Source organism: Aquisphaera insulae (assembly GCF_011064615.1).
Lineage (GTDB): Bacteria > Planctomycetota > Planctomycetia > Isosphaerales > Isosphaeraceae > Aquisphaera > Aquisphaera insulae.
This window is the reverse complement of record NZ_JAALJH010000124.1, coordinates 1-20,744: the sequence shown is the minus strand read 5'-3', so window position 1 is coordinate 20,744 and position 20,744 is coordinate 1. Positions and strand designations below refer to the sequence as shown.

The following is a 20,744-nucleotide window of genomic DNA, read 5'->3' as shown; positions in this document are numbered from 1 at the left end:
CTAAGCCGGGGACGCCGCCCCGTCCCGAAGCGGGCGGAGCAAGAACATCGAATCATCGGGCAGTTGATCCACGTCCTGATCGCGGCCCTGATGAGCTTCGCCGCGTCCGGCAAGGTGCGCGACCCGCCGCCGCCCGACGTGCCGAGTCCCCGGCGTCGATCTCAGTGTCGGAAGAGGAACTCCTTGGAGTTGATCAGCACCCATCCAAGGTCCTCGACCGATGACCTCAGGTCGCCGCCCGAGCTCATGTGGCGGACGGCGGCGGCAAGCTCCTCGGAGGACGGCTCGCGGCTGAGTGCCACCGTGTAGAGCCTCCGCGCGATGGCCGCCGGAGGCTCGCCGCTGCGGGCGAGCTCCGCCATCCGCCCCTTCTCGTCGTGGAGCTTCTCGTTGACGGTCGAGCCGCCGATGAGCTGCAGGGCCTGCGAGAGGTTCGGGTCGCCTTCGCGCTCGCACTCGCACGTCAGCTCGCGTGCCGGGCGACCGAACGTCTTGAGGAAGGGATTGTCCATCTTGCCGTCGGGGATCTGGGTCGCCCTCGATCCGCTCGGGAGCCCGTCGAAGCGAGTGGATGCGCCGGCGACCGACGAGATCGCGTCCAGGAGGACTTCCGCGGGCAGCATCCGGGTTGTCGCGTGCGAGAAGTAAACGTCGTCGTCCGCATTCCCCGGCTTCGCCTCGGAGGAGAGCCCGTAGGTCCGACTGAGTGCGATCGTCCGGATCAAGGACCTGAGGCTGTATCCATCGTGGATGAACTTCGCGGTCAGCCCGTCGAGCAGCTCGTTATTGGACGGTGGGTTGGAGTCGCGGAAATCGTCCACGGGCTCGACGATCCCACGGCCGTTCAGGTGATACCAGACGCGATTGACGAAGCAGCGGGCGAAGTAGGGGTTTTCCTCGCTGGTGAGCCATGAGGCCAGGCGGGCGCGTCGCTCGATTCCCGTCCCCGTAAGGATGGGCCCTCCGAGCGCCTTGGGCTGCATCAGCCGCCCGGTCCGGGGCTGGTGGACCTCGCCGGCCTGGGTCGAGAAGACGACCTCCTCGCCGGCCTGGTTCCCCTTCTTCCGGCCGACCTGGGAGAAGAACGCCGCGAAACCGTAGTAGTCATCCTGGGTCCATCGCTCCGCCGGGTGATTGTGGCACTTGGCGCACTGGATCCGGATCCCCATGAAGAGCTGGGCCGTCGCCTCCACCGCCGCCTCCGGCTCGCGGCAGACGCGGTAGTAGTTCGCCGCCGGTCGCTCGTAGGTCGAGCCGTCGGTCGTCAGCAGGGCCCGGACGAACTGGTCCATCGGCATGTCGCTCTCGACGGCCGAACGGATCCAGCGATGGTAGACGAAGGCACCCTTGGACTGGATGAATCGGCCGTTCGATCGGAGGACGTCCGCCAGCTTGAGGGCCCAGAAATCGAAGAACTCGGGCCGGCGGAGGAGTCTCTCGACCGCATGCTCACGGCGGGCGGCCGATGACGAGCCGACATCGGAGCTCGCTGTCCCGGGGTCGTGGAGGAATGCCTCGATCTCGGCGGGCGTCGGCAGCACGCCCAGGACGTCGAGGTAGACGCGGCGGAGGAAGACCTCGTCGGAGCACGGAGGTGACGGGGGGATCCGCATCCGGTTCAGCTTCGCGAAGACCGCCCGATCGATCACGTTATCGTCGGGCACGGGGGCGGCGACGAACCCGGGCGACTCGACCAGGTGAGTCAGGCGGACGTTGGCGACGAGGCTCAGGTAATGGGCGATGATCGCGACTTCCCCGCGGGCCCGAAACTTCACGAATCCCTCGGGCTCGACCTCGGCGACGGCCGGCCGCGAGGAATCGAAATAGCACAGCGGCGTCACGTCGCGGATCGAGCCATCTTCATGGTGCAGCAGGACGGCGAGCTGCTGGGAATCGGCCGTGCCGACGAGCACGCGAGCCCCGGGCACGATCTCCAACCTCGCGGGTGCCGGGCTCGCGGCCACGTCCCGGGCGCCCTCGAAAATCCAGTCCCGGATCAGCTCATAGCAGAGGTCCCCGCGGACGAGTCGACGGCCCCCCTCGTGGGGGATCTCGCCGAGCGGCTTGAGCAGGAGCAGGCTCGAGGCCGCGTCGGCCCGATCGACGCGTCGTCCGCCGGCCTCGTGCGTCAGCGCGATGAGGTCCTCGTCGGGGAGATAGCCTCGCAAGCTGAGGCGAAACCCGCCCCGGCCGGCCGGCGTGCCATGGCAGGCCCCCATGTTGCAGCCGGTCCGGCTGAAAGCCGGCAGCACGTCCCGGCGGAAGCTGACGGGGGCGTCGGCCTCCATCCCCTGGACCTGGATCTCCGCACGGGACTCCGTCGACCCGGAACGCGCGACGATCGTCACCTTCCCGTTCCGTCGCGGGCGGACCTCGCCGCGGGAGTTGACGGACGCGATGGACGGATCCTGGCTCGACCAGGACGCGGCCCGGGTGAGGTCCCGGCCAGACCCATCCGCCCGGGACTCGGTGAGGAGCAACTGCCGGGTCGCATGCCTGCCCACGAGCGCCGAGGCCGTCGGCTCGATCATCGTGCCCGATCGTCGGGCCGTCCGATCAGGGACCGCCGATCCCGCCATGATCGGGCTCGTGGTCGTCCCGAGGATCAAACACGCGGTCAGTTCCACGAGGAGGCGTAGGCCGGGTCGTGATTGCATCGTCGCCTGGCTCCTGGGGAGGAATCTCGACCCGCGAAGCACGCCGCGGCCTCCGGATCGGTGGGCTCCGGCCCGGCCATCGGCCCATAGGATTGTCGGACACCTGCTACAACATTGTTGAACAGGACGTTAGCTTTGACGAATGCGTGGAGGAAAGTCAACGGTGAAATCTCCGCCGGCAGCGAAATTGCGATGTCAATGCGGCGATCCTGGGCGAAACGGAGGGAGCCCGTGGTGCGGGTGGACTTGCGTGAAGCGGGCGAACTCTTAGAATTGTAAGGAGTACGCAGGCTGAGTTCCGGGAAGGGATTCGGGTTACCCGTCATTTATCGAGCCCGGGCCGACTCGGCGCATCGATGTGGTAGACTGAAGTCGGAGAAAGGCCATGCGCCTGCGCCCCCCTCGCGAGGGGGTGGGCGGAGTCCAGGGGCGGGTCGTTGTGACCTTGAGGATCAGGGTCGAGGGCGCTTCAAGGAGGATCGTCGCGATGCGAATGCGATTCAGCGGAGGTATGGCCCGGTTCGGACTGCCCGGCATCGCCATGGGAGTCATGCTCTCCTGGGCTTCGGGGATGCACGGGCCGACGGCGGAGGCCCAGACGGGCAGAGGGGCGGATGCGGGGGGCGTTCCCGGGAGGGCGATCGAGGGGAATCGCGGCTTGCCCCAGGTGGCCAGCCCGAAGGTCCTGGCGAACGGGGAAGCGAACGGCACCCTGGCCTTCGTGACGTCGCCGCCGGGTTCCTATCAGTTGCTCTACCTGGTCGATACCCGAAGCCATGCACTGGCGGTCTACCGCGTCGATCCCGGCAACTCGAAGGGGGCTCTCAAGCTCGAAGCAGCCCGACAGTATCAGTGGGACCTGAAGCTGGAGCACTATAACAATCAAGCGCCGGAGCCGGCGGCCATCGAGTCGATGGTGAGGACCCTGGCGCAACCGCCTCGATAATCGGGGGATCGCCCGAGTGAGTGGACGTGACGCGAATGGTCACGTCGGAGCCGCCGCGGTCCCCGCTTCCCCCTGGAATCGACTCCACCACGGCCGATCGGCCGACTTCGACCGCGAGGACCACGTCCATGGCACAGTTCTACACATTGGAAGAGGCCGCCCGCGTCCTGGGCATGAGCGCGGAGGAGCTGAAGTCCAAGGCCCAGCATCGCGAGATCCGCGCGTTCCTCGACGGCGGATCCTGGCGGTTCCGGGTGGTCGACATCGACGAGTTGGCGCGGCACCGAGGTCTCGGCAGCGACGCCGAGCTCCGGCTCTCCGATCTCGAGGTCCCCGCCGCCGCCGATCCGGAGAAGATCGAGGACCTGGATCTCTCCGAGTTCCAGCTCGGGACGGCCAAGCCCGACCTGGCCGAGGAGACCATGGACATCGCCGCCTACGCCGGCGGCAAGACGGATGACAAGCCCACGCCGGAGATGGGGTCCGACCACGATCTCCTCTTCGACGACCTGTCCGTCCCGCCCAACCCGGTCACCGGATCCAGCTCGGTGATCATCGGGATGAAGTCGATGGGTAAGCTCCCCAGCGACTCGGACGTCCGCCTGGTGCCGGACAACGTCAAGGGTTCCAGCGACTCGGACGTCCGGCTCGCCTCGCCGGATCCCGACCTGCGGCACCCCAGCGATTCGGACGTGACCCTGATCAAGGATGACACGGCCGATCACGGATTCCTCCGCCCCAGCGGCAGCGGCTCCAACGACACGGCCATCCGCCAGAGCCCGGTCGTGGGGTCGTCCGCCGAGGTCCCCGCCGCCGAGTCGGACAGCGACTTCGAGCTGAACCCGTCGAGCGACATCGTCGACGTCCTCAAGCCCGAGCCCGAGTCGGGCAGCGACTTCGAGCTGAGCGCGCTCGACGCCAGCGACGAGTTCGAATCCACGCCGCTCAAGCCGAGCGATTCGGACGTCACGGCGGCCGACCCGAACCTCTCCGGCATCAACCTCTCGAGGCCGAGCGACTCCGGCATCAACCTCCAGTCGGCCGGCAGCTTCGACCTGGGACATCACGACTCGATCGAGCTGGCCCCGCTCAGCGACGACGAGCTCAAGTCCTTCAGGCCCGAGGCCTCGAAGGCGGCGGCCAAGCCCGCCAAGGCCGAGCCGTCCAAGGCCAAGCAGTCCCTCTCCGCCACGCCCCCGCCGTCGGTCAAGAAGGGTGAGAAGGACATCTTCGACGACACCGATTTCGAGGTGGACGTCCCCTCGATCGGCGACGACGAGTCCTCCGACGACCGGACCATGCAGCTCGAAGCCGCCAGCGACTTCGACATCGAGGACAGCGACAGCGGCTCCGAGGTCTTCGCCATCGACGAGGAGGACGTCGACCAGAACGCGGGCACCGTCCTGGCCCCGTCCGCTATCGCCTCCGACGACGACGACGAGGACGATGGCTTCGAGGAGGCCGTCTCCAGCGAGATGGCCACCGCCTGGTCCTCCGACGAGGGCACCTCGAGCGGCCCCGCGCCGGCGATGGTCATCTCCCGCGAGGCCGCGCCGGAATGGGGCGGCCTCTGGGTGGGCCTGCTCTGCTTCACCACCCTCTGCATCCTGCTCGCCAGCTTCGTCGCCTGGGACCTGATGCGCAATCTCCACGACTTCCATGAGATGCACAACGGCTCCGGCCTGATCCAGGCGATCGCCGGGCTCTTCGGCAAGTAGTCCCCAGGCGATCTCCCTTCTACGCGAGCCGCCGGACCTCACGCAGGGTCGGCGGCTCGTGGTGTTTCCGGCGCGATCGCCTCTGGACCTTGATCACCGACTCTTCGGCTTCCCGTAGACCGATTCGAGCTGCTTGACGTACTCCGCCAGCGGCAGGAGCCCCACCTCGGCCCGCCGTTTGTCCACGTTCGCCGGATCCTCGAGCGGCCTGGGTTCCCATTTCCCGGCGACGCTCTCGAACTGGGTCCCGTAGAGCTGCTTCTTCCCCTCCGCGAGGAGGACGCGGTCGGTCAGGTAAGCGACGTCGTCCGACAGGCTCTCCCCCTTCGGAAGCCGGTTCATCAGGTCCAGGCACTTGCGCTGGAAGCCGGGCTCGGCGTCGGCATGCTGGACCAGCAGCCAGGCGGCATGGGTGCCATCCTTCCCGACGAGCGAGACCGTGGGCCAGCCGTGCTTCCGGACGATCTCGGCGAGCCGCTTCGTATTCTCCTCATCGGCCTTCTTCACGGCTTCGAAGGCTTTCTTGTCGAACGTGATCCCGTGACGCTTCACCGTCTTGCCGTCCCCCGGCGGTTTCGTCCCTTCCTGCTCCTTCATTCGGGCGATCAGATCGCCTCGGGCCTTCTGATCCGCCTCGACGCGCCGGAGCAGCTCCTGGCGCAATTCCGGCTCCTTGACGGCCCCGCCCGGCGGCTTCGCGTCATCGAGCTGGAGGAAGCAGGCCAGCGAGGCCGTGAGAATGGCAAGAGTCATCGATTTCATCACTCGGGGAACTCCCTGAAGTCGTTCGGTTGTCTGCACGAATGTTAGCGACCCGTCGCCGGCGCGTGAAGGCGGGCCGGCCCATCTCGCCTTGACCCAGGCCCTCCATCGGCCAGAATCGGGGTCGCTGGCGCTCGGTTCTTGATATGGGCCCGTACCGGGCCTCGACCGTCGACGAGAACGGGGAGGATTTCCAGATGGTTCGGTCTCCCTGGGAGCTGGCGTTGATCGCCACGGTGCTCGGCGGGATCCTGGTCCCGCGACTTCGAGGAGCGTCCGGCGATCGACTCTTCGTCCTCGGTTGGGTCCACCTACTCGCGGCGAGTCTCTATCTCCTGATCTTCCCCGAGGGAAGCCCCACCGGAGCCGCCGCGGCGACGATCGCGATGCTGGGCCTCGACCTGGCCTGGAAGCGTTCCGGACCGGCCGGTGAAGCTCGCTGGCTCCGACGGGCCCGGAGCAAGCCCGCGCTGGCCTCGATCGCTGCGTCCTCGATCCTGATCATCGCCCCGGCCGGCGTGGAGCTGGCGTGTCGGGGTTTGACCAACGCGGGGATCCTGCGGTATCACCTGCCGATCGAGACCGTCTGGAAGTCCGGTGCCGACGACTGGCGGGTGGCGACGATCACGGCCGACGTCCACCGCGAGCCGGACCCGATCCTGCTCTGGAGGCCGGTCGCGCACAAGCCGTATAACGCCCAGCACTTCAAGGGACCGATCCTCGAAGTACCCAAGCCCGACGGCAAGATCCGGATCCTCTGCTACGGCGACTCGCTGACCGACGGCCCTCCCCGCGGGGACTGGCCCGCTCGGCTCCACCGACTGCTCGCGGAGCGGCCCGCGAGCCCCGCCGCGAGCTACGAGGTCGTGAACGCGGGGGTCTCCGGCTACTCGTCCCATCAGGGACTGCTCAGGTTCCTCCAGGACGTGGACCGCTTCCAGCCCAATCTCGTCGTGGTCAGTTACGGCTGGAACGACGCCGCCCAGGCCAGCGGGCCGTCGGACCGGGAATTCCGACCGCCGAGCTGGCCGATGGTTTCGCTCCAGCGGGCCATGGTTCGCTACCGCACATCGCTCGTCCTGACCTATTATCTGAAGCGGCTTATCGCCGAGCCGCCGCGGCAGGTCGACGGCCCGTTCCACCCCCGCGTGACGGTCGAGGAGTACGTGGCGAATCTCGACCGATTCCGGGCCGAGTCCCTGGCCCGCGGGATCCCCATCGTCTTCCTCACGCGTCCCCATCAGGCGGCCCCGGAGGTCCTCCGCCGGTCCGGGAACTGGCGGAGCCACGTCCCGGACTACAACGAGGCGCTCGTTTCGTGGGCCCGAGAACAGGATCAGGCCGTCATCGACATCCAGCGCGCGTTCCGCGAGCGGCCCTCCTCGCTCTTCAGCGATGAATGCCACTTCGTCCCCGACGGCTATCAGATCATGGCCGAACTGGTCTACGAGGGGCTCTTCCCGAACGCCGGTCAGCGTCGAGGTGCGACCTCCGGGGAGCCAGGCCCGCCGGAGGCCGCGATCCGGCCCGCGGGGGGGAAGCGGTCGTAGATCTCAACCTGGATCTGTCCCGGGGCGGGATGCTCGGGGACGACGGCCGTCGGCTTCAGGCCGGCGACGAGCCCGCGGAGCACCCCGCTATAGCCCCAGTGACCGAAGAGGTGGGACCGGCGGAGGACCACCCATCGGAGCGACGGGTCGGCCGGCGCGGCCTGGACGTCCGCGAAGCGGTATCCCGGCCCGTTGCTGAAGAAGCTCGACCAGTCGGTCATGTCCAGGACGGCCTCGCCCGGCTCCACGGTCCGGGCCAGCCAATCGCCCGAATCGCGGTAGACGTGGAAGGGCCCGGGGATCTCCGCCGGCGCGACCTGCCCGCGTCGAGGCAGGATGACGAGCACCGCGATCGCCAGGACCCAGATCGCGGCGCCGGGCCTGACCCGGGACCGCTCGGGGCCGAGCCACGATCCCGGGATGGCGATCATGCCCATGAGCCGCTCGATCGCGTGGGCGGCGAACACGACCAGGATCAGCGCGGGAATCAACGCGTGACGGGCCGTGCAATAGCCGCCCGTCGCATGGAGGCGGACGAGCCCCGCCACGGAAATCCCGAGTATGAGGCCGAAGAAGAGGCCCAGCCGCGCCCGCGCCGGGCTTCGACGAGCCAGCAAGTAGCCCGGCAGGGCCAGCAGTAACAGCGGCGTGAACGCGGCCACCCGGACGCACCGAAGCACCCGCGCGGTGGCCTGGCGATAGGTTTCGGAGGCGGACTGACCCGCGGCAAGCGGTCGCTCCCGCTCCGGGGCGTCGGCCGAGGCGCCCGGGGCAAGGCCGAGCACCCGCGCGACCGATGGTCTGGTGCCGATACCCCCCTCGAGCGCGATGAACGGGCCGGCGGCGGCCAGCGAGCCGACGACCAGGAAGGCCGTCGCCGCGGCCCACCGCGGCCAGTGGATCCGGGTGGCCTGGTGGAGCGGCAGGAGCAGGAGCGTCCCCGCGACCGAGACCGGGAGCAGGATCCCCTCCGGCCGCGCCAGGTAGGCGAGGGCACCGAGGCCGATGGTCACCGGCAACCAGACGAATCGCCCCTCGCGGAGGAAGCGGACCGCGGCCCAGAGCCCCCACGTCCACGCCAGGAGGAATGAGCTCTCCGTGAGGGCGTTGGCGACGATTGTCACCAGCAGCGGATTGGCGGCGACCAGCATCGCGGCCAGCCAGGCCGTCTGGTCGCCGAACGCGTCGCGGCCCAGCAGGTAGGCCGGGATCACGAGCAGGACGACACAGGCGAATCCCAGGGCCACCGCCGCCCGCTGCCAGGACGCGGCGTCGTCCCCGCCGACCAGCGGGTGCGCCGCCAGGATCAGGAGCGGATGCAACGGATGGTCGACCGCGCCGATCAGCCCCCCGCGCCAGTCCCCACGGGCGACCTGCCGGGCCTGCTCGATGGCCCGGAGGCCGTCGCCGTAACAAGCCTCGGTATGCCGCAGGCCCCAGACCAGCATGGCCGCCGTCGCGGCCATCAGCAAGATGACGCGGACCACGTGCTGGGAGAGCATCAGGCCCGGCCGAGCCGCCGACTCCCGCTCCGGCGACGGCGAAAAAGATGTGTCGATGCCCATGGTTTGCTCCTTCACTTCGGCCTCAGCGAACCGGCCGTCCATCCCGGCTCGAGATCGCCGGCGGGGGCTGCGGGACTTCTGCCGAGGGGATCGAGCGGTCGTAAATGTGCACCTGTGCCACGCCGCGCCGGGGCCTCTCCGGGAAGGATTTCACGCGGGCCTTCCCCGCGACGGCCCCGCGGATGATGTCGCAGTAGGACCACGGCCCGACCAGGAAGGCGTCGTGGGCGACGACCCAGCGGAGATTCGGGTCGCGGAGCGCGTCGTCGATCTCTCCGAATCCATATCCCCGGCGCCCGCCGTAGTAGGACGCCCACCCCTTCAGGTCGAGGATGCGGGCGTCCGCCGCCGTGTTCGCCGCCAGCCACTCTCCAGCCGGCCTGTAGGTGGCAAATCCCGCATTGACGGGAGCGATCAGGGACGACCACGACGCGGCCAGCATCGTCAGCGGGATCGCCGCAAGGACGGCCCGAGCCGGCAGGCGCACGCCGAGGCGATCGCGGCAGAGCGAGACGGCTCGATCCACCATGTCGATGAGCCCGTGGGCCGCGAAGCCCAGCAGCAGCAAGGCGAGCAACATGGCATGGCGCGCGGTGCAGTAGCCGCCCGTCGCATGCAATCGCAGGAGCGCCAGCAGCCAGGACGCCATGAGGATCCCCAGGAAGACCGATTGCCGGACGTCCCGACGACGCCGGAATGCCCGCACGATCCCGACGGCCGCGGGGAGCAGGAGGATCGGCGAGACGCCCTCCGAGATCGCCCGAAAAGCGGCCCGACCCGCCGCGGCCAGGGTCGCCGCGGTCGACTGGTCGGGATCGAGGGGCCTCTCCCGCTCCACCGCCATCGCGGACGACTTCCCCGAGAGCCCGAACAGCCGGGAGATCGCGGGCTTGGTCGCGATCCCCCCCTTCAGGAACAGGAATGGTCCGGCCAGGAGGATCGGCCCCACGACCAGGATCAGCGCACCGCGGATCGCCCGGGTTCGCGGAAGCCGGAGGGCCGGGACCGCCATGGCGATCAGGAGCGTGGCTGCGAGGGCCGCCGGCAGGAGGATCCCCTCCGGCCGCACGAGATAGGCAAGGAACCCGAACGAGACCGCGGCCAGCAGCCAGCGTGTGGACCCCGCGCGGAGGAACCTCAGCCCGGTCCAGCAGCCGAACATCCAGAAGAGGAGGAAGAGCCCCTCGGAGAGGACGTCGGCGAGGACGTGGCCGTTGAGGGGGACCAGGAAGGTGAGGGCGCCGGCGAGCCAGGCGGCCCTCGGGCCGAACAGCTCCAGCGCCACGAGGTAGATGGGGACGACGAGCAGGATCCCGGCCAGGATCGAGGCCGCCTGGGCGGCCGCCTGCCAGTCGGCGGGGCTGTCTCCGCCGCGGAGTCGATGGGCCGCGGCGATTGCCAGCGGATAGGCGGGGTGATCGGTCCCGCGCGAGAGGGTCTCCTTCCAGCGTGCCGTCTCCAGGCGGCGAGCCTGATCGACGTAGCGGAGGCCGTCGGCGTACATGACCTCGGTATGCGTGGCGAGCCAGGTTAGCAGGAGGGCGGCCGCCGCCATGAGGAGGCCGAGAGGGGCGAGATGGTGGTGGCGCGGCACTCGGATCCGTCCTTTCGCCAGTCTGGGCCGGCGTCATGCCGGCCGGCCGGGTCGTGCCGAAAAGGTCCCCGATGGTCCGGGACGCGTCCCGGGTCCGCATCCTCCGCGAGCCGAAGGACCTCGCGGCCCCTCACCGGATGCCCGCATCGAAAACCGTCGGCGATCGAGCGGATGATCCCCCACGCGCGGGCTTCGAGGCGGTTCCCGACGAGTCGGGCTGCGGCCCCTCGAACCATCGCCTCGGCCCGGACGATCCCGAGGATCCCTCGGAACTGCCAGCCCGGCAAGTGCTTCCAGAAGTAGAGCAGCTTGCTGTGGCGGATGATCACCCGCATCTTGGGCGAAATGGCCCGATCCTGCAAGGGATGTCGATGGATCACGCCGAGGCCCGGATCGTATTCGACCGACCATCCCAGGTCCTGGGCGGTCCGGCTCAGGGCCACTTCCTCGTGATAGAGGAAGAAATCCTCGTCCATGCCGCCGACCGAGGCCATCATCGACGCATTGAGGAGCATGCAGGCGCCCGTGACCCAGTCGACTCGGCCGGGACGAATTCTCCAACCGGCCTGGTATTTCCGCCGGGAACGGGGTATGAACTGCTCGCGAATCGTCCGGACCAGGGTGGGAAAGACGCCGACGGACCCCTGAACGGTGCCGTCGGGGTTCCTCAGCCCGAAGCCGACGATTCCCGGCGATCCCGCGGGACGCCGGTCGTAGTCGGCGATCCGCCCGAGGACCTGGCCGATCCATCCCCGCTCGATCTCCACATCCGGATTCAGGATCAGCAACCAGGGGCTTCCGGCCATTCGCCAGCCCGCGTTCACTCCGACTGCAAATCCGCCGTTGTCGGGCCGGATGAGGAGGCGGACGCCGCCCGGGAGGGAGGTGAAGCGATCGGGGATCGGACCCCGGGACGCATTGTCCACGACGACGACCTGGAATCGACCGGCGTGAAACTCGGGCTCGGCCGTCAGGCATTCGACCACGCGGTCGACATCCGGCCAGCCGTTGTAGTTGACCAGGATCACCGCCAGCCGCGGGAGGCCCTTCGCCGGCGAGGATTCGTTGTCGGGGAGCGTCGCCACCACTGGCAGTTTCCTCGCGGCCGGTTTCGGCAAGTATCGGGAATGCGAGTTGATCGGATTTACTGGATACTTCCGTCGTCCCGTCCGATGGAAAAATTGAATCAACCCGTCCGAAAACGTCGCGGCCATGGATGGCCGGACGTTCCCAGGCCCTCGCGACCGCCATCAGCCCGCCCCTCGGCCGGTGCTGTCGGGCGGCGACCGATGGATCGGTGAATACTCATGAATGATTCCCTCGTGTTCGCAAGGCGGAGCGGGCTGAGACGGGCCGGGCGACTGGCACGAAACCGGATCATCCTGGTCGGTGCCCGCCGCGATGCCAGGAAGCTCCTCCGGCATCTCGAGGGGTCATCGGGCGAGGACGTCACGATCGTCGGCTTCGTGGACGCCGGCCACCGGCCGCTCTCCGGCCCGAAGGCCCGCAAGCGAGGCAGGCATCTGCCCGTGCATCCCCAGGCCGGACCGCTCCCCGTCCTGGGCGGCCTCGATCGCCTGGTCGAGGTCGTGGATCGGACGGGAGCCACCGATGTGGTCGTTGCCTTGCCCCGCAGGCCCCGACGACACCTGATCCCGGGACTGGCCAAGTTTACCAATTCCTCCGTGACCGTCCATTGGGTGCATGTCGACTCCGATCGCGGGCTGGTTCGGGATTCGGGCCCCGAGCAGGCCGGAGTCGGCTCCTGGGCCATCGGGGCGGTCGACCTGGCCCGCACCGCCAAGCGGACGGCGGACGTCCTGATCTCCGGGCTTGCCCTCGCCTTGCTCTCGCCGTTCCTCCTGATCGTGGCCGCGGCGATCCTGGTCACATCCGGGAGGCCCATCTTCTATTCGCAGGAGCGAATCGGACAGGGCGGGCGCCATTTCCGGATCATCAAGTTCCGGAGCATGGGGACCGACGCCGAGGTCCAGACGGGCCCGATCTGGGCCTCGAACCATGACACCCGCTGCACCCGGATCGGCGACTGGCTCCGGCACACCAACATCGACGAGATTCCCCAGCTCTTCAACGTCCTCAAGGGAGACATGAGCCTGGTCGGCCCGCGACCGGAGCGCCCCGTCTTCGTGAATCAGTTCCGCCAGGACATCCCCGAATACGACCTCCGGCACGCCGTGCCCTGCGGGATGACCGGATGGGCCCAGGTCCACGGCTGGCGGGGACGGACCTCGCTCCGCAAGCGGATCCAGTACGACCTCGACTACATCCAGAGATGGTCGTTCTGGCTCGATTTCGTGATCCTCCTCATGACGGTCCAGCATGTCGCCTGGGGCAAGACCTCGTGGAAGGTCTCCCAGGTCGTGAAGCGAGGGGAAGCCTGATGGTATCGCGTTCGAGTATCGGACCGGGCCACGCCCCCGATGAGGACCGCGGCGACGCCACTCCCGTCCCCCTCTGCTCGCTCGTCATCCCCAGCTTCAACGGGAGAAAGCTCCTGGAAACCTGCCTGGCCAGCGTCTTTCGCCACCTGCCGGCGGGAAACGCGTGGACGGTGGAGGTGATCGTCTCCGACGATGCCTCGACGGATGGCACCGCGGAATGGCTGGCCGCCGCCCATCCCACGGTGCGGCTCCTCCGCCGCGAGGCGAACGGAGGCTTCTGCGCCGCGGCCAACGCGGGCATCGAGGCGGCTCGCGGCCATTTCATCCAACTCCTGAACAACGACACCGAGGTCACGGCGGGCTGGCTCGAGGCGGGGCTCGCCCCGTTCGCCGACCCGACCGTCGGCTCGGTCGCCCCGCTGGTCCTGGTCCGATCCGAGCCCGACCGGGTGGACTCGGCCGGAGACACCTACACCCTGGCGGGCTGGCCCGCCAAGCGCGGCCACGGCCAGGCCGCCCTCCGATGGGGAGGCCGGCCCCCGGAGGAGGTCTTCGCCGCCAGCGGCTCCAGCGCCTTCTATCGCGCCTCCGCGCTCCGACACGTCGGCGGATTCGACCCGCTGCTCGGCTCCTACTACGAGGACGTGGATCTGGGCTTCCGGCTCCGCTGGGCGGGCTATCGGTGCATGTTCAATCCGCGTTGCCGGATCCTCCACGAGATCTCGGCCACCTACGACCATGGCCGACCCGCGCTCCAGCGACGGATGGCGCGGAACGCCGAACTGGTCTTCTGGTCCAACATGCCCCGCGCCAGGCTGGCCGCGGCAATCATCCCCCATGCCCTCCTCCTGACGCTCCAGGCCTGCTGGAGGCTGTCTCGGCTCCGGTTCCTCCCCTTCTTCCTGGGCAAGCTCGACGCCGCCCGGAGCGTCACCAGCATCCGCGACCGCCGGAAGCTCCGCGCCGACCTCTCGCGCAGCGCCATCAACCCGGCCCACTTCCCCATGGGGGTCGGTCCCTTCGCCAGCCTGATCGACCACCTTCAGCGACCCCGCGAGGCCTCCGCCCGCCACGAGGCCGCTGAACGGCCCCGGCGGCCGCGCTCCGTTCAGCGGTAGAGGTCGACCCACTCGACCCCAACTTCTTCCGGGTTCGCATCGAGGATGGCGGACGGGACGTCGATCTCGAAATGGCCGCCGTCGCCCGGCCTTCGCGCGATCCCTTCGAATCCCTTCGCCCGGATCGCGACCCAGAGCGAATCCGATTCCCCGAGCGGCTGCTCGCGTCCCTGCCGGTCGATCCGATTCACCACGACCCGTCCCCCCGGCCGGGCCTCGGCCGAGGCGGCCAGGGTCAGGCCCCCCGCCCGGATCCTGAGCGACTCGAGCCCGCGGACGTGGAGCCGAAGCTGGAGGCGATCGGGCCAGCGCGCGGCTGTCCTCCGCACCGTGAGACCCCCGATGCCGCTCGCCGTACGGACGGCGACGACCGGGGCGGAGTCCGCCCCCTCGACGTCCAGCCGATCCTCTCCCTTCCGGGCGGAGACCGAGATCGATGTCTGGGATTTCTCCCGTCCCGACTCGTAAAGCCGACCGTTCCGCGCGACCTGATGATCGAGCGACTCTCCGCCGATTGATCGGATCATGGCGTCGATCGTCGTGGACGGGTCGTTGGACCAGAACAGGCCCGTGTCCTCCCTGGACGAGTAGCGGAAGCCGACTCGGTCACCGAACTTCTCGCGGAGGGCCTCGCCGTTCTTCAGGAAGCCCGACCACGCGAGGATGGTGAAATTCAGGTCCAGTTCGTGGACCAGGATCCTCTTCGGCGGGAGGACCTGCGCCCCGACCATCCCGGTCGGCTCGAAGACCGAGGCGTTGTCGCGGGGCGTGCTCGAGACGACGTAGTAGCGATGGGCCAGGGCCCGCGCGGCCGGCAGCACGGTCGCCGGAGAGGCGGTCGGCCAGGCGACGATTTCCGCCCCCTTGCGGGCGAGCTCGTCCCAGCCCCGGGCGAACTGAATGTCCCAGCAGATCTGGACGCCGAGCTTGCCGAAGTCGCAGTCGAAGACCGGGAATTCACGACCGGGCGTGATCCCCTGCTCCAGGTCATCCGTGCCGACGAAGGCCACGGGATGGGCCTTCCGATAGATCCCGACGACCCCGCCACTCCGGTCGAAGAGGACCGCGGCGTTCGAGCAGGTCCGTCCGCCGGGTCCGTCCTCGGCGAGATCGAGGGGGATCAGCAGGTAAGCCGAGTGCTTGCGGGCGAGCGCGGAGAAGGTCTCGCGGACCGGCCCTTCCAGCCGGATCGCACGCTCACCGGCCCCGCCGACCGGCGACGTGACGACGTCTTCCGGCAGGATCGCCAGGTCAAGGCGACGGCCGCCGATCCGTTTCGTCGCCTCGGCCGCCATCTCATCGATGAGCCCCGAGAGCTCGCGGAGCCGGGACTCGAGCCCGGGATACTTCGGGTAGTTCGGGAAGATCGCCGTGGCAATCACAACCTTCCGCGGCGGTCGGTCCCCGGCTTGACCGGTCAAGGGGGCTTCTCCCGCGAGGGCCATTCCCGGCCCGGTCGCAACAAGGGACATGGCCAGCAAGGCACCGCCCAGCGCCGAGAAGAGGTTGCTCATGCTTCATTCTCCCGCCGTTCCGGGTCGAATTCGGCGAGATTCTCCCACTCCGAGGGAAGGATCATTGACACCGAACCTCCTGGAACTCATACTGATCGCCGTCCTTTGAGACTGAATCTCAATCACAAAACGCCTTCCGACTCCCTCCAGACTTTCTGCGTTTCTCGACCTCATTCAGTGATGTCATGCACCGACGCGAGGCGTACCTCGTGCGAGGCATGCAGGCTGATGAAGACACTCGCCCGCCAGGAGCTCATGTCGCATGGCGTGCATGGGGCATGGGGACCAAGCCCTGGCGGGCGAGTGAATCTCTCGACAGCTCCAGGTCACTCCGGTTTTCATGGTCGGATATTTCCCGCAAGTGTCGCTCAGGTTTCGTGCTACGCCGAGCGCCGGGAGCCGTCTGCCGTCATCCTTGGCTACGTTCATGGGAGCGGGCCAACGTGCGGAAAACGTGCGACGCCCCGTGAAAGAGGATGGAACCGGGACTTGGGGAGTGATTATACCTGAAGCGAGCTCGTCGAGCGTCGGTACGAATGCGAAGTGTGATCGGAGGATTCCCGATGATTCGTCAAGGTTCCGCGGGACAGGTGCGGGAGACGAATCTGCCGTCATGGCGGGTCACTGTGACTCGTACGATCGAGGTCCCGGGCCGGCCTGTCATCGAGTCCATCCTCCTCGAGGAGCTCGTCTACGCCGAGTCGACGCAGGAAGCGACACGAATCGCCACGGACTTGATGAAGGAGCATACGGGCGACAGCTTCCGTGTTCGCCGTGATTCGGACCGGAGATCGAGACGATCCTAGTGGTCGATCAACACCCAGAATTCGGGTTGCAGGACCGACAGGACTATCTGCCCCCCCGGTTTCAAGCCAGGTGTGTTGGAGGACAGGCATTCCTGCCTGTCCTTCTGCCGACCGGAAAAATCAAGCTCTGACAAAGCACGAGCGGCTTGAAGAACCACGGTAGCCCGGAAGGAATCAGCCACGCCTCGCGTGCCATCCGCTCGACGAGTGTACCGCCGCCCGGAGGACTGGGTTCCTCTCCTCTCCCCCAGGCAACGATAGTCTCAGGAGCCCTGCCGAGGGGGCTTATGGGGAGGTGGGGCATGACGAAGGCCGCCTTCGTCACCCGGCGGAGTCACCGCTCCGGAAATGAAACGACGGATTGCCTCATCTTGTGGGGACAATCCGTCGGCGTGGGGAGTGGGCGATAGAAGACTCGAACTTCTGACCTCCTGCGTGTCGAGCAGGCGCTCTAACCAACTGAGCTAATCGCCCGGCGGGATCATTATGATAGGCGGTAATGGGGCCTCGGTCAAGATGCCGGGGGCCCCGAATCGGCCGAGGTGGTCGTTCGTCAGACTTCCATGATCTCGGCGGCCTTCTTCTCGGCCAGGTCATTGACCTTGGCCTCGAATTTCTTGGTCAGGGACTGGACTTCTTCCTTGCAGGTCGCCAGGTCGTCCTCCGTGAGGATCTTGTCGGCCTGCTCCACGTCGGCCTGCTTGTTGGCGTCCCGCCGGATGTTCCGGATCGCGACGCGAGCCTCCTCGGCGAGGTCCTTGACGCGGTTCGAGAGCTTCTTGCGCTGCTCGACCGAGAGGCTCGGCACGTTGAGGCGGATGACCTTGCCGTCCGAGTTTGGCGTCAGGCCGAGATCGCTGGCCTGGATCGCCTTGACGATGTCGCCGACCACGGACTGGTCGAACGGCCGGATCAGGATCTGCTGCGGCTCGGGCGTGCTGAGATTGGCGAGCTGCTTGAGCGGCGTCGACGACCCGTAATAGTCGACCCGGACGGAATCCACGAGCCCGGTGCTGGCCCGGCCCGTCCGAACGCCTCGGAGCTGATCGGTCAGCAGCGTGACGCTCTTCTCCATCCGATCTTCCGCTTCCAGGGCAATCTCTTCGATACTCATCGTGAATCCTCTGCCGGGACCCTAAGACCTGGCGGCGAGACCGCAAGACTCGATCGTATCATGAACATGGGCGGTCGCGACAGGCGTCCGGCGCGGACGCCCTCGGGTCCTCGGGTCGCGACCGATGAGGACCCTCCGGCTCGGGTCAGCTCGCGGGCGCCGAGGCGGAGGCCGGGGTGGGACGGGGGCCGCCGCTGACCCATGTGCCGATCGGCTCGCCCATGACGGCGCGTTCGATGTTGCCTTCCTTCTTGAAGTTGAACACCAGGATCGGGAGGCGATTCTCCATGCACATCCCGATCGCCGTCAGGTCCATGACCTTGAGCTGTTCGGCGAGCACCTGCTCGCAGGTGAGGTGGGGATAGAGGACCGCATGCGGGTTCTTCTCGGGATCGGCCGAGAAGATGCCGTCGACCCGGGTCGCCTTGAGGATGACGTCCGCGCCCAGCTCCTTGCCCCGCAGGGCGGCGGCCGTGTCGGTCGTCACGAACGGGCTGCCCGTCCCGGCCGCGAGGATGATCACGCGGCCCTTGGCGAGGTGGGAGAGGGCACGCCGGCGGATGAACGGCTCGGCGACCTCCTCCATCCGGATCGTCGTCATGAGCCGCGTCGCGCAGCCGAGGCTCTCCATCGCATCCTGCAAGGCCAGCCCGTTGATCACGGTCGCCGTCATGCCCATGTAGTGGGCCGTGGCTTCCTTGATCACGTCGTTGTCGCGGCGGAGCTGGCCGCCGCGCAGGATGTTGCCGCCCCCCACCACGATCGCGAGCTCGACGCCGAGCGAGGCCACGCGGGAGGCCTGACGGGCGATCCGGCTGACCTCGTCCACGCCGATGCCCGAGCCGCCGGGCCGGCAGAAGCTCTCGCCGGAGAGCTTCAGCAGGACTCGCCGGAACGCGGGCGAGCCGCCACTCATCGTGCCTTCCATCCGCCTCTCCTTCGAGTTCCAGGGACCGATCGATTGATCCGGGCCATCCGACGCGGCCGGCTCCGCCCGAATCGGGTCGACTCCGGCCGCGGGATCTCGCATCGACGACGCGAGTCGGAAGGCAATCCGATTCAGCGGCCTTCGCCGACGACGAAACGAGCGAACCGGGCGACGGAGATGTTCTCGCCCGTCCGCGCATTGACCGCCAGGATCACGTCGCGGACCGACTTCGCCTCGTCCCGGACGAACTTCTGGTCCATCAGGACGCTCTCGCTGAACCAGGCGTCGATCTTGCCCTGGGCGATCTTCTCCTGGATATTCGCGGGCTTGTCGGCCACCTGGCCCATGAAGATCCGCTTCTGCTCCTCGACGGCCGCCGCGGGGACGTCCTCACGCGTCACGTACAGCGGATTGGCCGCCATGATGTGGAGCGCCAGGTCCTTGGCGAGCTGCTTGAACTCGTCGTTGCGGGCGACGAAGTCGGTCTCGCAATTGAGCTCGACCAGGACGCCCGACTTGGCGTCGTGGTGGATGTAGACCTCAACGCGTCCGGCCTTGGCGGCCCGCCCCGCGCGGAGCTCCGCCTGCTTGAGGCCCCGCTCCTTGGCCAGGGTCTCCGCCTTCTTCAGGTCGCCGTCCGCCTCCACCAGGAGCTTCTTGCATTCCATCAATCCCAGGCCGGTCTTCTTGCGAAACTCGTTCACCGCCTGAGCCGTGATCTCGGCCATCGGCCATTCTCCTCGGATTCGATTCTCGAGCGTATGTTCAGCGCGTTGTTATCTGATGTTGATGTTGGTTGACGCGGGCTCGCGCCTGGCATGGCCGGGGGGCGATCGGGGAGGGGCCGGCTATCACGGCCCTCGTCCCCGACCGATCATCTCCCGGATCTCGACGCGGTGTCCCGCGGGCGACGCCCGACGCGCTCAGCCGTTGGTCGGCTCGTCCGCGGGGGGGGCGGGGGCGGGAGCAGGAGCCTCGCCGGCCTCGGCCTGGACGGGAGCGACAGGAGCAGGCTCGCTCGACTCGGGGGCGCTGGCCTCCGCGGGGGCAGGCTCGGTGGGAGCCGACTCGACGGGCTTCGGCGGGACGATGCCCGGCATCCGGGGGGCGCCGACGCGCAGGCCACCGCCGTCACGGCCCGGTCCCCGACGGCCGCGGTCGCCGCCGCGGTCACGATCGCCGCGGCCGGCCGGTTCGGCGGACGGCGGAGGCTCCGGCGGCGCGGCGGCCTTGCCCTCGATGATGGCGTCGGTCAGCCGCTTGATGACCAGGTCGATCGACCGCATGCTGTCGTCATTGCCGGGGATCGGCAGGTCGATCAGGTCCGGATCGCAGTCCGTGTCGAGCAGCGCGACGACCTTGAGCCCGAGCTTGCGGGCCTCGGCCACGGCGATGTGCTCGCGCCGCGGGTCGATCACCATCAGGGCCTCGGGGAGCCGGGTCATGCTCCGGATGCCGCTCAGGTTGCGCTCGATCTTGCGGCGCTCGCGGCCGAGGGTGGAGATCATCTTCTTGGAGTAGCTCAGGGCCTGTTCGCCGTCGAGGATCGTCTCGAGCTCCTCCAGGCGGTCGAGCCGGCTCCGGATCGTCCGGAAATTGGTGAGGGTGCCGCCCAGCCAGCGCTCCGTCACGTAGGGCATGCCGCTCCGGCCGCACTCCTCGATGATCGTCTCGGCCGCCTGCCGCTTGGTGCCGACGAACAGGATCAGGCCGCCGGACGAGGCGATCCGGCTGAAGAACTTGGTCGCCCGCAGCAGCCCGCGGACGGTCTCCTTCAGGTCGATGATGTGGATCAGGTTCCGCTTGCCGTGGATGTACGGCTTCATCTTGGGATTCCAGCGGCTGGCCCTGTGGCCGAAATGCACGCCGGCATCGATCAGGTCCTTGACGACGAGCGACACGAATCAACCTCCGCGTCTATTCAGGGTGAGATCCGGTCGATCCCCCGGGATGAAGAACCCCGGGACGACCTTGCTGGGGTGAAACAGCTCCTCGCACACTCGCGAAGCTATCATCTTAGCGGGGGGCCCCTGCTCCGTCAAATCACCCGAAGCCGGACAGCGGCCGACC

15 protein-coding genes and 1 tRNA gene are annotated in these 20,744 nt (G+C 68.1%); 5 read left to right on the top strand and 11 right to left on the bottom strand.

Features of this window, described 5'->3' with window-relative positions; translation table 11 throughout:
• Positions 1-161 precede the first annotated feature (161 nt).
• Positions 162-2,657 carry a DUF1549 and DUF1553 domain-containing protein gene (locus tag G6O54_RS33870; RefSeq protein WP_250847219.1) on the bottom strand — a complete coding sequence of 832 codons (2,496 nt, stop codon included), beginning with the start codon at positions 2,655-2,657 and terminating at the stop codon, positions 162-164.
• A gap of 487 nt (positions 2,658-3,144) precedes the next feature.
• Between G6O54_RS33870 and G6O54_RS33865 the strand changes: the two genes are divergently transcribed.
• On the top strand, positions 3,145-3,603 hold the full coding sequence (locus G6O54_RS33865; RefSeq protein ID WP_165234320.1) for a hypothetical protein: 459 nt from the start codon (positions 3,145-3,147) through the stop codon (positions 3,601-3,603).
• Positions 3,604-3,731: 128 nt separating this feature from the next.
• Positions 3,732-5,321 (top strand): helix-turn-helix domain-containing protein, encoded by a 1,590-nt coding sequence (locus G6O54_RS33860; RefSeq protein ID WP_165234318.1) that lies wholly within the window; start codon positions 3,732-3,734, stop codon positions 5,319-5,321.
• Between the two features lie 93 nt (positions 5,322-5,414).
• On the opposite strand, the gene G6O54_RS33855 is transcribed toward G6O54_RS33860, so the two are convergent.
• The gene (locus tag G6O54_RS33855) at positions 5,415-6,074 is read right to left on the bottom strand and encodes a DUF6624 domain-containing protein (protein WP_165234315.1); all 660 of its coding nucleotides are present in this window, start codon (positions 6,072-6,074) and stop codon (positions 5,415-5,417) included.
• Positions 6,075-6,280: 206 nt separating this feature from the next.
• On the opposite strand from G6O54_RS33855, the gene G6O54_RS33850 reads away from it, so the two are divergent.
• The gene (locus tag G6O54_RS33850; RefSeq protein WP_165234312.1) at positions 6,281-7,633 is read left to right on the top strand and encodes an SGNH/GDSL hydrolase family protein; all 1,353 of its coding nucleotides are present in this window, start codon (positions 6,281-6,283) and stop codon (positions 7,631-7,633) included.
• Here the strand turns inward: G6O54_RS33850 and G6O54_RS33845 are convergent.
• The 3 genes from G6O54_RS33845 to G6O54_RS33835 are packed head-to-tail and all read right to left on the bottom strand — an operon-like array spanning position 7,555 to position 11,877.
• Entirely contained in the window at positions 7,555-9,198 is a 1,644-nt protein-coding gene (locus G6O54_RS33845) for a glycosyltransferase family 39 protein (protein WP_165234309.1), read from the bottom strand. The two genes, G6O54_RS33850 and G6O54_RS33845, sit on opposite strands and share 79 nt — an antisense overlap.
• 22 nt (positions 9,199-9,220) lie before the next feature.
• Entirely contained in the window at positions 9,221-10,792 is a 1,572-nt protein-coding gene (locus G6O54_RS33840) for a glycosyltransferase family 39 protein (protein ID WP_165234306.1), read from the bottom strand.
• Positions 10,729-11,877 carry a glycosyltransferase family 2 protein gene (locus G6O54_RS33835; protein WP_165234303.1) on the bottom strand — a complete coding sequence of 383 codons (1,149 nt, stop codon included), beginning with the start codon at positions 11,875-11,877 and terminating at the stop codon, positions 10,729-10,731. The genes G6O54_RS33840 and G6O54_RS33835 overlap by 64 nt, the downstream gene beginning before the upstream one ends.
• A gap of 222 nt (positions 11,878-12,099) precedes the next feature.
• On the opposite strand from G6O54_RS33835, the gene G6O54_RS33830 reads away from it, so the two are divergent.
• The gene (locus tag G6O54_RS33830) at positions 12,100-13,194 is read left to right on the top strand and encodes a sugar transferase (protein ID WP_165234300.1); all 1,095 of its coding nucleotides are present in this window, start codon (positions 12,100-12,102) and stop codon (positions 13,192-13,194) included.
• On the top strand, positions 13,194-14,312 hold the full coding sequence (locus tag G6O54_RS33825) for a glycosyltransferase family 2 protein (RefSeq protein ID WP_165234297.1): 1,119 nt from the start codon (positions 13,194-13,196) through the stop codon (positions 14,310-14,312). Before G6O54_RS33830 ends, G6O54_RS33825 begins: the two co-directional genes overlap by 1 nt.
• Here the strand turns inward: G6O54_RS33825 and G6O54_RS33820 are convergent.
• From G6O54_RS33820 to rpsB, 6 genes are all read right to left on the bottom strand, one after another.
• Entirely contained in the window at positions 14,303-15,826 is a 1,524-nt protein-coding gene (locus G6O54_RS33820; RefSeq protein WP_165234294.1) for a carbon-nitrogen hydrolase family protein, read from the bottom strand. The two genes, G6O54_RS33825 and G6O54_RS33820, sit on opposite strands and share 10 nt — an antisense overlap.
• Positions 15,827-17,032: 1,206 nt before the next feature.
• A tRNA-Val gene (locus G6O54_RS33815) sits at positions 17,033-17,106 on the bottom strand.
• A 79-nt stretch (positions 17,107-17,185) separates the two neighbouring features.
• Complete coding sequence (gene frr, locus G6O54_RS33810; RefSeq protein ID WP_165234291.1) at positions 17,186-17,746, bottom strand: ribosome recycling factor; 561 nt, start codon at positions 17,744-17,746, stop codon at positions 17,186-17,188.
• Positions 17,747-17,891: 145 nt separating this feature from the next.
• Positions 17,892-18,674: a UMP kinase gene (pyrH, locus tag G6O54_RS33805; RefSeq protein ID WP_165234288.1), complete on the bottom strand. Its 783-nt coding sequence runs from the start codon at positions 18,672-18,674 to the stop codon at positions 17,892-17,894.
• Between the two features lie 131 nt (positions 18,675-18,805).
• Positions 18,806-19,402 carry a translation elongation factor Ts gene (locus G6O54_RS33800; RefSeq protein ID WP_165234285.1) on the bottom strand — a complete coding sequence of 199 codons (597 nt, stop codon included), beginning with the start codon at positions 19,400-19,402 and terminating at the stop codon, positions 18,806-18,808.
• Positions 19,403-19,597: 195 nt separating this feature from the next.
• Positions 19,598-20,575 carry a 30S ribosomal protein S2 gene (gene rpsB / locus G6O54_RS33795; protein ID WP_165234282.1) on the bottom strand — a complete coding sequence of 326 codons (978 nt, stop codon included), beginning with the start codon at positions 20,573-20,575 and terminating at the stop codon, positions 19,598-19,600.
• Positions 20,576-20,744: the final 169 nt, after the last annotated feature.